Genomic DNA, 14597 nt, shown 5'->3' on the forward strand with positions numbered 1-14597 from the left:
GCGCCTCGCCACCGAGGTCATGGAACGCGTGGTGGTCTTCGCCCACTGGGTGGAGCGCGTGCGCTGCGCGCTCAGCCGCGCCGGGCGAGAGCCCCGAGGGGGAGGGCCGCCGCCGCGGTGACCAGGGCGGTGATGAGGAGTGGGAGCACTCCGTGGCCTTTGACGGACTGCGCGAACTCGCCCGGGGCCGTGGGGTGGCAAATCTGGCAAGTCCGTTGCCGGGCAACGTGATTGACGTTTCAACGGCGTGATCCACGCTTCAACCGCCGGCTCCCGTCGGCCGGTGTCGTCAGTCGGTGTCCAGCGTCACCAGGTGATCCCCGTCCGTGGTGCGCACCTCGAACCGGTCGATCTCGTCGGAGTGCATCGCGGAGCCGCCCCGCACGGTGATCGCCCCGGAACCGTGTCCGGTCTCGGCCCAGCTGGCCACGATCTGCTCCGAGCCGTCGTCGCCGACGGCGACGAGGTTGCAGGAGTGCGGGCCCTTCGCGTCCTTCACCCGCAGCTCCAGCTGGCTGCCCCAGTCCGCGTCCAGCGTTCTGACCTGCGCCCATACGCCCGACTTCGGGTCGGTCGCCGCCGTGACGGAGCCGGGCGCGCCGCTCGTGCCGGCGGTCTGCACGGCGATCCCGGCACCGGCCACGGCGAGCACCACGCAGGCCGCCAGGCCGTACAGGAAGCGTCGGCCGCGGGCCCGGTGCCGCGTCGCCACCTCGCCCATCAGACTGTCCAGCAGCCGGGGACCGGGCTGGGTCATGGGGTGCACGAAGCGCGGCGTGGCCCGCCGGTACAGCATCAACTGCCGTGTCGTGGGGCCGAATTCGGTCACGTGCGCCGCGCAGCGAGGGCACTCCATGAGGTGGTCCTCGAAACGGAACGCCTCCGCTTCGTCCAGCACGCCGAGCGCATATGCGCCGACGTCGCCATGCCTTTCCAGGGACCTCATGCCGAATCCTCGTGCCGAAGGGTGTGGGTGTTGTTACTCCTTGCTCCCACCCGTACGCACCAGACAGCCGAATCACTCAAGCCACGTACAGAATCGTAATCAAGGGATTCGGAGCGGCCGGGGCAGCGGATTGGTCCCTCTTCGAAGAACCTCAAAAAAGATGGATGGCCAGGTGTCCGAGGGGCAGCCCGAGCTGCCAGGCGGGGGTCCAGACCTTCGGCCCGTCCTCTTCCCCGACCACGGATCCACCCCCCGGCACCGCGTCCAGGTCCGGGGCGAGCAGCTCGGTCTCCTGGAGCCAGCGCCAGGCCTCCGCCGCCAGCTCCAGGTCCGGTGAGGGGGATCCCGTCGCGGCCGCCTCGGCGCCGAGCTGTGCCATGCGCTCGCGCACCCAGTCCTGCCACGGCTGGTCGTACGCCGTCAGCGACAGCCAGGTCTCCAGCTGGGTGACGACCCGGATCCCGGAGAGTTCGCCGTCGGTGTCGGAGAGGAAGATGGTCAGGGCCAGCGCGTCGCGGCCGGCGCGGAACTCGAAGGACGTGGGCGGCATCAGGTCGCCGGTGCGCAGCAGTTCGTCGGCGATGTACTCCGCGTACAACCACGCCATGGGGACGACCAGTTCACCGCCGCCGGTGCCGTCCGTGCTCTCTTGACCTCTGTGCAGCATCCCTTCCTGCCTTCCTCCGGTGCGTACGCGTCGCCCGAACCCGGGCCGGGGCTCCGGTCGCCGGGCTCCTTCCGGAACACGGATGAAGACAGCTGATTGCTCAAACGTGGTCCTCAGCAAGGCACTTTGCGAAGGCTTTGCATGGACGTGGGTTTCATCGCAGGTCGGCCGCGTATCCCGGAAGCACCCTGCGCAGGGCGCGCAGCGCGTAGTAAGCGCGCGACTTCACCGTACCGGGCGGGATTCCCAGGGACTGCGCGGCCTCCGCAACACTCGCCCCTCGGAAATACACGAGCACCAGGACTTCACGGTGCTCCGGAGTGAGAGTCTTCACAGCCTCGCGGACATCCAGCGCGGCGGCCGAGCGTTCGGCGTGGTCGGCGATCACCCGGGCGTTCTCCAGGATCGCGTCGCCGACCTCCGGCGGGCGCGCCTGCCGGGCCCGGCGCGCGTCGATGGCGAGCCGCCGACCCACGGTCAGCAGCCAGGGCCGTACGGATTCGAAGGCGTCGGCGCGCAGCGCCTCGGGGTGCTGCCAGGCGCGTACGAAGGTCTCCTGGACGAGGTCCTCGGCCCGTTGCCGGTCCCCGTCGCACAGCCGCAGCAGCAGCGCGAAGAGGGGTCGGCCGTGCTCGCGCTGGAGCGCGGCGAGCTCGTGCTCGGCGGTCGTCGTCCCGTCGGGAAGGGTGGTTCCGGCCGTCATGGCCGTATGCCACCGCAGGGGCTGTCGCGTGGACAGGGTGCGCACACGGGTCTGCGGCGGACGGTCGATCGCGTCGACGAACGGTGCGACGAACGGTCCGTCAGACCCCTTTGGCGGACACCGGACGGGTTAATGAGGGTGCCCGGGCCGTTTGCCGGGGCGGCCAGATTCGTACCCATAGAGCAGTAAATACGGTTATCCGGCATTCGGCATCTCTGGGGTGAACCGATGATCACGCGCAGACGAACCGCGGCGCTGGCCCTGACCGCCCTCCTCGCGGCGGGCGCCGCCTGCCAGGCCCACGAGCGGCAGGACCCCACCCAGCCCGCCCAGCCCGGCCGGGCGGCCCCGCCCGTCGCCCGCGGTTTCACGCTCGTCGCCTCCGGCGACGTTCTGCCGCAGGCCTCCGTCATGGAGCGGGCCCAGTTCGACGCGGGTGGCCAGGGTTTCGACTTCCGCCCGATGCTGTCGGGTGTGCAACCGGTCGTGGCCGGCGCCGATCTGGCGCTGTGTCACATGGAGAGCGTCTACGGCGCGAACGGCGACTACTCCGGCTACCCGTTGCTGAAGTCCCCGCCGGAGGTGGCCCTCGGCCTCGTCGCCACCGGCTACGACGGCTGCTCCACCGCCTCCAGCCACTCCCTGGACGACGGCGCCGCCGGCATCGGGCGCACCCTGGACGCCATGGACCGGGCGGGCCTCAGGCACGCCGGGACCGCGCGCAGCGAGGGCGAGGCCCGCACCGCCACGCTCCTGCCGGCGGGGCCCGCGAAGGTGGCGCACCTGTCGTACACGTACGGCACGAACGGTCTCGCGCTGCCGCAGGGCCAGCCCTGGGCCGTCAACCTGATCGACGAGCAGCGCATCGTCGCCGACGCCCGCGCGGCCCGGGCCGCCGGTGCCGACGTGGTGGTCCTCTCCCTGCACTGGGGCACCGAGTGGCGGGACGACCCCGACGAGCAGCAACTCGCCCTCGCCAAGCGGCTCACCGCCTCGCGCTCGGGCGGCCGCCCCGACATCGACCTCATCCTCGGCACGCACACGCACGTCCCACAGGCGTACGAGAAGATCAACGGCACCTGGGTGGTCTACGGCCTGGGCGACCAGATCGCCGGCGAGATGACCGACCAGCAGGGCAACCGGGACCCGCGCGCCAACGAGTCCACCCTCGGCCGCTTCACCTTCGCCCCGCCCGCCAAGCCCGGCGGCCGCTGGGAGGTGACCAGGGCCGAGTTCGTCCCGCAGATGTTCGACCTCGACGCCGGCCGCGTGGTGGACCTGAACGCGGCCATCGCCCAGGGCGCCGACTTCACGTTCGTGCGCGACCGGATCCGGGACGTGGTCCTCGGCCGGGGCGCCGCCAAGGACGGTCTGGTCATGGGCGGCTGACGCCCTGTCCGCGGGGCGTTCAGGCCCGCGGGGCAGCCGCCAGCTTGGAGTTCCGGTACGAGTAGCCGAAGTAGATCACCACACCGACCACGAACCACACGGCGAACCGCACCCACGTCTGCCACTGCAGGAACGTGATCAGCCAGAGCGAGAAGACGACGCCGAGGGCGGGCACGAACGGCATCCACGGGGTGCGGAAGGTGCGCGGCAGATCGGGCTGCCGGTAGCGCAGCACGATCACCGCCGTGCACACCACCACGAACGCCAGCAGGATGCCGATGTTGGTGAGTTCGGCCGCCTCGCCGATCGGGACGAACCCGGCGAGGGCGGCCGACGCGACCCCGACGATCCAGGTGACGCGCGTCGGTACGTGCCGCGTCGGGTGCGTCTTCGCGAACCACGCGGGCAGCAGTCCGTCGCGGCTCATGCTGAACCACACCCGGGTCACGCCCAGCATGAACGTGAACATCACGGTGAGGATGCCGATGATCGCGCCCACCGCGATCACGTTCGCGAGCCCGCTCAGCCCCACCGACTCGAACGCCGTCGAGAAGCCGCTCTCCGGGTCGATCTCCGTGTAGTGCTGCATGCCCGTCAGCACCAGGCACGCCGCCACATACAGCACCATCGAGATCGCGAGCGAGTAGATGATCGCCCTCGGCATGTGGCGCTGCGCGTCCTTGGACTCCTCGGCCGCCGTCGACATGGCGTCGTACCCGAAGACCGCGAAGAACACGGTCGCCGCACCGGTGAACGCCCCGCTGACGTGATAGGGGAAGAACGGGTGGTAGTTCGCGGCGTCGATGTGGAAGACGCCGACGCCGATCACCAGCAGCACCACCAGCACCTTGATCACGACGATCGTCGTCTCGAAGCGGGCCGCGCTGCGGATGCCCTGGTTCAGCAGCCAGGCGATGAGCAGGCACAGGACCGCGGCGAACAGGTCGATCCGGTGCCCGTGCCCGGTGCCCGGCGCGCCCAGCATCCAGGCCGGCAGGTTCGCGCCCAGCTGCTCGACGAGGAAGCCGAAGTACCCGGAGATGCCGATCGCGACCACCGCCACGATCGCCGTGTACTCCAGCAGCAGGTCCCAGCCGATGAACCAGCCCGCGAACTCGCCGAGCACCGCGTACCCGTAGGTGTAGGCCGAGCCCGCCTTCGGGATGAGCCCCGCGAACTCGGCGTACGACAGCGCCGCCGCCGCGCTCGCGAGACCGGCGATCAGGAAGGAGACGACCACCGCGGGCCCCGCCACCTGGTTGGCCACCGTGCCCGCGAGGGTGAAGATGCCCGCGCCGATGATGCCGCCGACGCCGATCGCGGTCAGCTGCCAGAGGCCGAGCGTCCGTTCGAGCCGGGCGCCCTCGGTGATCTCCGTGTCCTCGATGTGTTCGATGGGTTTGCGACGGAGAATGCCTTCGCCCATGTGGAGCCTGGGCATGTGCCTCACCTCTTCGCCGGCGGGAAACGGCTGACGGCCGATCATGATGGCTCAGGGCCGCGCCCCACGAAAGGCGCCACGCACGGTCTCGGCCCACGGGGGTGTCCAGGGCCGTGCGACGGTCGCGGGCCACGCCGCCGTGCCGGTCGTACAACGGATGGTTGTGGCCCTGGCCGTGCCGGTTGTTTGATGCGCACGCCGCCCGCCCGCTTTGATGGCCGGGGTCAACGGGAGGTTGTGCATGGGGCGGCGGTTCGGGTGGCTGTGGGCCGCGTACGGAGTCAGCTCCCTCGGCACCTGGCTGGCCTTCGACGCCTTCCCGATGATCGCGGTCCTCGTCCTGCACGCCGGGGCGGCCGAGGTGTCGGCGCTCGCCGCCACCGGCCTCGCGGCGGGGGCGGCGGTGGCGGTGCCGCTCGGGCCCTGGGTGGAGTTCCGCCGCAAACGGCCGGTGATGATCGCGATGGACCTGGTGCGGTGCGCCGCGCTGCTGAGCGTGCCCGCCGCCTTCGCGCTCGGCGGGCTCGGCCTCACCCAGCTCCTGGTCGTCTCCGTCGTCGTCTCGGCGGCCGACCTCACCTTCAACGCGGCCTCCGGAGCGTTCCTGAAGGGCCTCGTACCGCCGGAGGACCTGCTCGCCGCCAACGCCCGGTTCGAGTCCACGACCTGGACCGCCACCGTGCTCGGCCCACCGCTCGGCGGCGCCGCGATCGGGCTCTTCGGACCGGTGACGACCGTGGCCGCCGACGCGCTCAGCTACCTCCTGTCGGCCGCCGGCCTCCGCGCCGTCGGCGGACCCGAGCCACGTCCGGCCCGCCCGGACACCCCACGCACCACCGCGGCGGACCTCCTCGCGGGCTGGCGGTACATCCTGACCAGCCCCGCCCTGCGCCCGCTCTTCCTCAACACGGTCCTGGTCAACGGCCTGATCATGGTCTCCGCGCCGCTGCTCGCCGTCCTCATGCTCGGCCCGCTCGGCTTCCCGCCCTGGCAGTACGGCCTGGCCTTCGCCGTGCCCTGCCTGGGCGGCCTGCTCGGCTCCCGGCTGGCCCGCCCGCTCGTCACCCGCTACGGGCGGCGCCGGGTCCTGCGCACCGCCGGGACCCTGCGCGCCTGCTGGCCGGTCGGACTGGCCTTCGTCCGCCCGGGAATCCCCGGCCTGCTCCTCGTCATGGCCGTCGAATTCGGCCTGATCACCTGCTGCGCGGTGTTCAACCCGGTGCTGGCCACCCACCGCCTGGACCGGACCCCGGCCGACCGGATCACCCGCACCCTCTCCGCCTGGTCCGTCACCAGCAAGGCCACCATCGCCGCCCTGACCGCCCTGTGGGGCCCGCTCGCCGCGCTGACCGGCCCGCGCACCGCGATCGCCGTGGCCGGGGTGCTGCTCCTCGCGACCCCGCTCCTGCTGGGCAGGCCCGAACGGGAGGCGCCCGCTACGGCACCACCGTCACCGGCCACCGCCCCGCCTTCACCAGCCGGATCGCCACCGAGCCGATGATCCGGTGGCCCGCCTGCTCCGAGGCGCCCACCACCACCGCGTCCGCCTTGAGCTCGTCCGCGGCCTTGACCAGACCGTTGTAGGGGTCGCCGCGGAACGTGTGGAACTCCCAGCGCATGTCGAAGATCCCCTTGACCCGCTCGGCCGCCGCCCGGATCTGCGCGATCAGGTCCTCGGCGATCTCGTCGGTCGTCTCCGCGACCGGCGCCCCGAGCGCCGCGCCGGCCGTGAGCACCGGCTGCACGTACACGACGGCGAGCAGCGCGCGCTGCCGGCGCGCCAGGCCGCCCGCGTAGGCCGCGGCCCGCAGCGAGGAATCGGAGCCGTCGACGCCGACCACGATGACCTTGGGACCGTCGGTGCCCCGCTCGAACCCTTGCGCGTGCTGCTCGTGCCCGTGCTGTTCCCTCACGGCTGTGAGGCTATCGGAATCCCCTGGTCCGCGGACCGCCGCGGGCCGCTCGACGGGCGCGCTGCCCGCGGCCTTCCTACAGTCGGAACATGAGTGCCACCGTGGCGGCCGCCCCCCGCAAGGACACCGCGGGCCGCCGGCCCGCGAGCGGCTTCCTCAGCCGGGTGCCGGAAGGCTTCGCCACCTTCTTCGGCGCCCTCGGACTGCTGTGCGGCCTGCTCGCGTTCATCGCCCCGCTGCGCGTCCTGCTGCGCCCGGTCGTGCGCACCCTCGACCTGCTCATCGTCCCCGTCAGCGCCAACCTCGCCTACGCCGTCTTCCTGTTCCTGCTGGCCGCCGCGACCGGCGCGCGCAAGAAGGTCGCCTGGTGGCTGGTCGTCGTCTACCTGGGCCTGCTGGTCCTCTCCGACGTCCTCGGCCTCGCCCTCGGCCTGTACGCCCAGTCGCTCCCGTCCCTGGTGGTGTGCGGGCTCGCGCTCCTCCTGCTGGTCGTGGCCCGCGGGGAGTTCTACGCCGCCTCCCGCCGCGGCGCCGTGTGGCGAGCCCTCGCCGTGCTGCTGGCCGGGCTCGCCGTGGCCATCCTGATCGGCTGGGGCCTGGTCGCGCTGTTCCCCGGCACGCTGCCACCGACCCAGCATCTGGGCTGGGCCGCCGACCGGGTGTGCGGCGGACTGGTCTCGGCCCGCTCCTTCGGCGGCCGCCCGCCCCGCTTCGTCACCTTCCTGCTCGGCCTGTTCGGCGCCCTCGCCCTGCTGAACGCGGCGGCCACGCTGTTCCGTTCGCAGCGCCTGGAGGCCGCCCTGCACGACGACGAGGAGGCCCGTATCCGCGCCCTCCTTCGGACGTACGGCGAGGACGACTCCCTCGGCTACTTCGCCACCCGGCGCGACAAGGCCGTCGTCTTCTCGCCCAGCGGCAAGGCCGCGGTCACCTACCGCGTCGAGGCCGGTGTCTGCCTGGCCAGCGGCGACCCCGTCGGCGACCGCGAGGCCTGGCCGCACGCCATCGCCGCATGGCTGGGCATCGCCCGCCGGCACGCCTGGGCGCCCGCCGTGATGGGCGCCTCCGAGGACGGCGCCACCGCCTACGCCCGCGCCGGGCTCGGCGCCCTCCAACTCGGCGACGAGGCGATCCTGCACGTGCCCGGCTTCGACCTGGAGGGCCGGGACATGCGCGTCACCCGGCAGGCCGTGCACCGCGTGCGGCGCACCGGCGCCACCTGCCGCGTCCGCCGCCACCGCGACCTCACCGACGCCGAGACGGAGCAGGTCGTCGACAAGGCCGACGCCTGGCGCGACACCGAGACCGAACGCGGCTTCTCCATGGCGCTCGACCGGCTCGGCGACCCGGCCGACGGCGACTGCCTCCTGGTGGAGGCGCTGGGCGCGGACGGCCGGCTCCTGGCCCTGCTCTCCTTCGTGCCCTGGGGCCGCGACGGCATCTCCCTCGACCTGATGCGCCGTGACCGCACCGCCCCCAACGGCGTCATGGAGTTCATGGTCGCCGACCTGTGCGCGGCCGCCCCGAAAGTGGGCGTGCACCGCATCTCACTCAACTTCGCGGTGTTCCGCTCGGTGTTCGAGGAGGGCGCCCGCATCGGCGCCGGACCCGTCCTCAGACTGTGGCGCCGCCTGCTGCTGTTCTTCTCCCGGTGGTGGCAACTGGAGGCCCTGTACCGCTCCAACGCCAAGTACCACCCCGACTGGTACCCGCGCTTCATCTGCTACGGCGAGACCGCCTCCCTCGCCCGCATCGGCCTCGCCTCCGCCATCGCCGAAGGCTTCGTCTCCGTACCGTCACTGCGCAAACTCCGGGAAAAGGGGCACCCGAAGGCCGGGCAGCGGCCCGCGACCACCGAAGGCCTGCCGCCCCTGGCGGAGCTCGGCCTCGACGGAGGGGGCGAGACCGGGCCCGCCGCCCCGGACACGGGCCTGCCCGAGCAGGTCCGCGTCCGGCACCACACCCTCGACCGGCTCCGCGCGGACGGCATCGACCCCTACCCCGTGGGTGTCCCCCCGCCCACCCACAGCCTCGCCGAGGTCGCCCAGATCGTCGAGGCCGCCGAGGGAGCGGAGGTCACCGTCGCCGGCCGCGTCATGCTGGTCCGTGACTTCGGCGGCATCGTCTTCGTGGTGCTGCGCGACTGGTCCGACGACCGTCAACTCGCCCTCACCCGCGCCGCGCTCGGACCCGACCTCCGCCGGTTCACCGCCGACACCGACATCGGCGACCACCTCACCGCGACCGGTCGCGCGGGCCGCAGCGACAAGGGCGAGCCGACCGTCTTCGTCGCCTCCTGGCGGCTGACCGGCAAATGCCTGCGCCCGCTGCCCGACAAGCGCCGCGGCCTCGCCGACCCCGAGACCAAGGTCCGCATGCGCTACCTCGACCTGGTCACCAGCCCCGACGCCCGCGCCGTGGTCCGCGCCCGCTCCACCGCCGTACAGGCCCTGCGTCAGGGGCTGCTGGAGCGCGGCTTCCTGGAGGTCGAGACCCCGATGCTCCAGCAGATCCACGGCGGCGCCAACGCCCGCCCCTTCACCACCCACATCAACGCCTACGACCTCGACCTCTATCTGCGCATCGCGCCCGAGCTGTATCTGAAGCGGCTGTGCGTCGGCGGTCTGGAGAGGGTCTTCGAACTCGGCCGCACCTTCCGCAACGAGGGCGTCGACCACAAGCACAACCCCGAGTTCACGATGCTGGAGGCCTACCAGGCGCACGCCGACTACGACGTGATGCTCGACCTCACCCGTGAACTGATCCAGGGCGCCGCCACCGCCGCCCTCGGCGCGCCCGTCGTCCGCAAGGACGGCGAGGAGTACGACATCTCCGGGCGCTGGCCCGTCACCACGGTGTACGCGGCCGTCTCCGAGGCGCTCGGCGAGGAGATCGACCCCGGCACGGACGTACCGAGCCTGCGCCGGCTGTGCGCACGCGCGCACGTCCCCTACACCGCGGACGACCGCCACGGCGACATCGTCCTGGAGATGTACGAGCGCCTGGTGGAGGGAACGACCCGGCTGCCCACCTTCTACAAGGACTTCCCGACCGACGTCTCCCCGCTCACCCGGCAGCACCGCACCGACCCGCGGCTCGCCGAACGCTGGGACCTCGTCGCCTTCGGCACCGAACTCGGCACCGCCTACTCCGAACTGACCGACCCCGTCGAACAGCGCCGCCGGCTCACCGCCCAGTCGCTGCTCGCCGCCGGGGGAGACCCCGAGGCGATGGAACTGGACGAGGACTTCCTCGACGCCCTGGAGTACGCCATGCCGCCCACCGGCGGACTCGGCATCGGCGTCGACCGGCTCGTCATGTTCCTCACCGGCCTGACGATCCGGGAGACCCTGCCCTTCCCGCTGGTCCGCCGCCGCTGACCTGCGGCGGGCAGGGCCGCCCTTCGGGCGACGACGGGAATTTGACGACAGGCCCTAGTGGGCCGAGCGGGTGTTTCCCGACGCCACAGCGGTGTCGCTGCGGTGCGCCCGTCGCCCGCGGGGCGACTGATGGGGCATGCAGAAGGATCAGTTGCTCACACGGCGCCGGCTGCTGCTCGCCGGCGCCGGTGCCCTGGGGGCGGCCGGCACGGCCGGTCTGCTCTTCTCCGGCCCTTCGGACACCGCCCCCGCCCGGCCGGCCGCGCCCGCCGCCGGCGCCCCGGCGAGCCGTCCGCACCAACCCTCCGTCTACCGGCTGAGGCCCCTGACGGAGAACGGGCCCACCCGCGCCGTACCCGGCCGCACCCCGGTACGGCGCGAACCGATCCTGCGCATGTCCGGGCGCGGCCACCACATGTTCCTGACCTTCGACGACGGCCCCGACCCCGACTTCACCCCGCACATCCTGGACACCCTGGCCCAGTACGACGTCCGGGCCACGTTCTTCGTCTGCGGCGAGATGGCCGACTGGAACCGGGATCTGCTGGCCCGCATGGCCGACGAGGGCCATGTCGTCGGCAACCACACCTGGTCCCACCCGCTCCTGACCGAGCTCGGCCGCTCCCGCATCCGCACCGAGATGGAGAGCACCAGCGACGTCATCGAGGAGGCCTACGGGGAACGCCCGCTGTGGTTCCGCGCCCCCTACGGCGCCTGGAACCGGGCCGCCTTCCAGCTCGGCGCCGAGCTGGGCATGGAGCCGCTGGCCTGGACGGTCGACAGCCTCGACTGGACCACCCCCGGCACCGGCACCATCATCGAGCGGATCGAGGAGGGTGCCGGTGCCGGTGTCGTCGTGCTCTCCCACGACGCCGGCGGCGACCGCTCGCAGAGCGTCCGCGCCCTGCGCACCTATCTGCCGTTCCTCCTGGACCAGGGCTACCACCCGACCGTACCGAGGCGGGCGCTCGGCTGACCGCCCGCCGCCCGCCCGGCCGGGGGTCGCTCAGCGGACCCCGACCAGGCGGGCGAAGACGACGACGTTCCCGTCGTAGCCGTGCTGCTTGGAGAAACCGCCCCCGCAGGTGATGACCCGCAGCTCTGGCGTGCCCTTGGAGCCGTAGACGCGGTCGCCGGGGAAGTTGCTCTTCGCGAACACCTCCACGCCGTAGATCTCGAACACGGCGGTCCTGCCGTCCTTGCGGCCGACCTCGATCTGGTTCCCCTTCTTCAGGGAGCCCAGCCCGTAGAACACGGCGGGGCCCTGCTTGTTGTCGACATGGCCGACGATCACGGCGGTGCCCTTCTCGCCGGGCGAGACGGCGCCGGTGAACCAGCCGGCCAGGTTCGGGTTCTCCGGGGGAGGCGCGTCGACCCAGCCGTTCGCGTCGAGGCCGACGGGCTGCACGGGCGCGTCGACCTGGATCGCGGTGATCCTCACCCGGTCGGCGGCGGCGAACGGCAGCGCGTCCGGGGCCTTCGCGACGACGGCGCCCGGCACACGGCTGTCCATGGCCGCCGCCTGTGCGGGCTGCGGCGGTCCCACGTCGAACTCCCCGGAACCGTTCCGAATGAGTGCGAGACCGGTCAGCAGAACGAGCGCTATGACGCCCCATGGGGCACGCTTCCTTTGCCGCTCCTCCTCCGCGAACAGCTCGGAGAGCTCGGACCCGTACATTCGCTTCCCCTCTCGGCGCGGCCTTCGCCACGTCATTCGCGCATACGAAAACGCTAAGACCCCTCGACGCGAGCGGCGACGAGGACAGGTACGAACGGGTGGCCCGAAAGGCCTTTGCTGCGCCATCCGAGTAGCCGTCGACCGGAAATTTTCTGACGGTCCGTGACCTGCGACAATATCCGATCATGTGGCTTTTATCGGGCATGTTCCCTCACCAGGACGGACCATTCTCGAAATGCGGGCGTGTTCCGCACATCTGAGGGTCTGTACGGGAGGTGCTTTCTCGCCGATCGACCGGGGACGGGTCCCGGGGTGCCTCCCGCGGAGGATCACATGGGAAACTCACGCGCCCTGGCGGCAGCGGCCGCCGTGGTCGCCACCCTCGGGGTCACCGCGCCGGTGGCCGTCGCGGACGGCACGGTGGGCAACGGGGGCGGCCCCAGCAGCAACGAGTCGGCCGTTCCGGGCAACCCGGGCGGTCCGAGCAGCAACAACAACACGTCCGTTCTGGGCAACGGGGTCGGCGGCGTCAACGGCTTCGGCGTGGGCGGGGTCGGCGTCGGCATCGGCGGGTTCGGCTTCAACAACCTGCCCAACAACGGGTTCCGGCCGGGGTTCAACGACCGCGACGGCAACAACGTCTTCAACAACAACTTCTTCAACAACAACGGCTTCGGGAACAACGGCCTGGGCAACAACAACGGGTTCCGCCCGAACAACGGTTTCGGCAACGGGTTCCCCAACGGGTACCCCAACGGGATCGGCAACAACGAAGGGTTCCGCCCGGGCAACGGTGTCGGGAACAACAACGGCGTCGGGAACAACAACGGGGTCTGGAACGACGGGGTGGGCCTCAACGGCTCCGTCGGCAACACCACCGGGTTCCGACCGGGCATCGACGACTTCGGCGGCTTCGCGAGGAACATCATCGCCTCGCCGAACGTGATCGCCCCCGGGGGCCGGCTCGGCATCATGGTCCAGGGCTGCCAGGGCGGCGGCACCGCGTCCTCGCAGGCCTTCCGCTCTCCCTCGCTGTCGGGGGTCAACGGCGGGAACGACCAGTCGAGCGGCTTCGCCACCGTCAACCGGGACGCCCGTCCCGGCCGGTACGACATCACGGTCAACTGCAACGGACGGACCCTCACCAGTCCGGGGGCCTTCACCGTCATGGGTGGCGTCCTGGGCGGCCTCGGCGGCAGTTCCTCCACCGGGGCGACGAAGACCGACATGGCCATCGGCGGCGGTCTGGTGGCCTCGTCCGTGATCGGCGGCGGGGTGTTCCTGCTGCGTCGCAGGCAGGAGCGGCGCATCTGACCCGGCGGCCCCGCTGCCGGGTGGCATCCCTTCGAAGAACACCTCGCACACCGACAGGCCTTCGCCCCGGTCCCGTCAGGGACCCCGGGGCGAAGGCCTGTGGGGACACGGCGCGGGACCTCACGCCTTGATATGCGGGAAGAGACTCAGGAACGGCTGGGCCGTCGCCGTGATGCCCCGGCTGTAGGGCGCGTCGAAGTCCCAGATCAGGAAGAGCATGAAGGCGATCGTCGCGGAGAACAGCCCGGCCAGGATGAGCTCGCGCCGGGTGCGGCGGATCTGCAGGGCGAACACCATGGCGACGGTGACCGCGCCTCCGGTGAGCAGTCCGAACCACACCACGCCCGGCATGGTCGCCCCGGTCGAGTCGGCCCGGGCGTTGCGCGCCTGGTCGGCCGCGGCGACCTGGTCGAGGAGCGGCTGGTAGGCCTGCGCCTCGAAGTCCGACTTCGGTGCGTAGTCCGTGACGTCCTCGCGGACCCGGCCGAGCAGTTCGGTGCCGCGGTTGGTGAGGCTGCCGTGGTCGACCATCGTCTTCCACTCGGTGGTCACGACGTGTCCGACATAAGCGTTGACATCCTCCCGAATGCGGTTACGGACGTCCGGCGGGTAGACCCGGACCCGCTCCGAGATCTCGTGCAGCGCCTGGGCCTCCGCCTGGACGTGGTCCTGGGCGACGCTGCGTGCCTCCCACACGCCCGCCACGGCCAGACCCAGCACGATGGCGTAGACGACGCCGATCCACATGGTCATGTACTCGATGACGTCGGGGGTCTCGGTGGGATCGTCGTCCTCGGACGCCGTGCGGTGCCGAACGAGGGTGATGACGACCACCACGGCACACGCGCCCAGCATGGCGAGGGCGAGAACAAGCCAATCCGACAACGGGTTCCTCCAGAGAACGGTGCGTCAGCGCGGACGCAGCGCGGCGACGGCGACCACCGCGGGAACGGTGATGAGCAGGACGTAGGTGACCGGGGACGTACGGCCGGGCGAGGGCCGTCCGGTCGGCCGGGGCTGGTACCGCGGATAGCTCACCGGGGTGAGCGAGGGACGCGGGCTGGGCTTGGGCGGTGGGGTCGGCTTCGGAGTCGGCCGCGGTGCCGGTGCGGGCGGCGGCGGGACCGGCCGGGGCGCGGGCGGAGGTGGTGCCTTCGGCGTGGGCC

Annotated in this window: 12 protein-coding genes and 1 pseudogene; 5 read left to right on the plus strand and 8 right to left on the minus strand. The window is 71.8% G+C overall.

Going from position 1 to position 14597, the window contains the following annotated elements:
- Positions 1 to 289: 289 nt before the first annotated feature.
- The 3 genes from IPZ69_RS25605 to IPZ69_RS25615 form a co-directional block, all read right to left on the minus strand.
- Positions 290 to 946 (minus strand): zf-HC2 domain-containing protein, encoded by a 657-nt coding sequence (locus tag IPZ69_RS25605; RefSeq protein ID WP_235456813.1) that lies wholly within the window; start codon positions 944 to 946, stop codon positions 290 to 292.
- Between the two features lie 151 nt (positions 947 to 1097).
- Positions 1098 to 1613: a hypothetical protein gene (locus IPZ69_RS25610; RefSeq protein ID WP_235456814.1), complete on the minus strand. Its 516-nt coding sequence runs from the start codon at positions 1611 to 1613 to the stop codon at positions 1098 to 1100.
- Between the two features lie 154 nt (positions 1614 to 1767).
- Positions 1768 to 2316 carry a sigma-70 family RNA polymerase sigma factor gene (locus IPZ69_RS25615; RefSeq protein WP_235456815.1) on the minus strand — a complete coding sequence of 183 codons (549 nt, stop codon included), beginning with the start codon at positions 2314 to 2316 and terminating at the stop codon, positions 1768 to 1770.
- A 228-nt stretch (positions 2317 to 2544) separates the two neighbouring features.
- On the opposite strand from IPZ69_RS25615, the gene IPZ69_RS25620 reads away from it, so the two are divergent.
- A complete protein-coding gene (locus IPZ69_RS25620) occupies positions 2545 to 3705 on the plus strand; it encodes a CapA family protein (protein ID WP_235456816.1) in 1161 nt (386 codons plus the stop codon).
- Between the two features lie 19 nt (positions 3706 to 3724).
- Here IPZ69_RS25620 and IPZ69_RS25625 read toward each other — a convergent pair whose 3' ends face one another.
- Complete coding sequence (locus tag IPZ69_RS25625) at positions 3725 to 5146, minus strand: amino acid permease (RefSeq protein WP_235456817.1); 1422 nt, start codon at positions 5144 to 5146, stop codon at positions 3725 to 3727.
- Between the two features lie 241 nt (positions 5147 to 5387).
- Between IPZ69_RS25625 and IPZ69_RS25630 the strand changes: the two genes are divergently transcribed.
- Positions 5388 to 6647 (plus strand): MFS transporter, encoded by a 1260-nt coding sequence (locus tag IPZ69_RS25630; protein WP_235456818.1) that lies wholly within the window; start codon positions 5388 to 5390, stop codon positions 6645 to 6647.
- Here the strand turns inward: IPZ69_RS25630 and IPZ69_RS25635 are convergent.
- On the minus strand, positions 6583 to 7059 hold the full coding sequence (locus IPZ69_RS25635) for a universal stress protein (RefSeq protein WP_235456819.1): 477 nt from the start codon (positions 7057 to 7059) through the stop codon (positions 6583 to 6585). The genes IPZ69_RS25630 and IPZ69_RS25635 overlap by 65 nt on opposite strands.
- A gap of 89 nt (positions 7060 to 7148) precedes the next feature.
- On the opposite strand from IPZ69_RS25635, the gene lysX reads away from it, so the two are divergent.
- Positions 7149 to 10439, plus strand: coding sequence for a bifunctional lysylphosphatidylglycerol synthetase/lysine--tRNA ligase LysX (lysX, locus tag IPZ69_RS25640; protein WP_235456820.1), 3291 nt, complete (start codon positions 7149 to 7151; stop codon positions 10437 to 10439).
- A 136-nt stretch (positions 10440 to 10575) separates the two neighbouring features.
- On the plus strand, positions 10576 to 11415 hold the full coding sequence (locus tag IPZ69_RS25645; protein ID WP_235456821.1) for a polysaccharide deacetylase family protein: 840 nt from the start codon (positions 10576 to 10578) through the stop codon (positions 11413 to 11415).
- A gap of 30 nt (positions 11416 to 11445) precedes the next feature.
- Here the strand turns inward: IPZ69_RS25645 and IPZ69_RS25650 are convergent, their stop codons facing one another.
- On the minus strand, positions 11446 to 12117 hold the full coding sequence (locus IPZ69_RS25650) for a class F sortase (protein ID WP_235456822.1): 672 nt from the start codon (positions 12115 to 12117) through the stop codon (positions 11446 to 11448).
- 894 nt (positions 12118 to 13011) lie between these two features.
- Here IPZ69_RS25650 and IPZ69_RS25655 point away from each other — a divergent pair.
- Entirely contained in the window at positions 13012 to 13431 is a 420-nt protein-coding gene (locus IPZ69_RS25655; RefSeq protein WP_374293886.1) for a hypothetical protein, read from the plus strand.
- A gap of 120 nt (positions 13432 to 13551) precedes the next feature.
- Here the strand turns inward: IPZ69_RS25655 and IPZ69_RS25660 are convergent, their stop codons facing one another.
- Positions 13552 to 14286: a bestrophin-like domain gene (locus IPZ69_RS25660; RefSeq protein ID WP_235456826.1), complete on the minus strand. Its 735-nt coding sequence runs from the start codon at positions 14284 to 14286 to the stop codon at positions 13552 to 13554.
- A 54-nt stretch (positions 14287 to 14340) separates the two neighbouring features.
- Positions 14341 to 14597, minus strand: a pseudogene (locus tag IPZ69_RS25665) (hypothetical protein); the annotation flags it as partial.

Source organism: Streptomyces olivochromogenes, assembly GCF_021538895.1.
GTDB lineage: Bacteria > Actinomycetota > Actinomycetes > Streptomycetales > Streptomycetaceae > Streptomyces > Streptomyces olivochromogenes_A.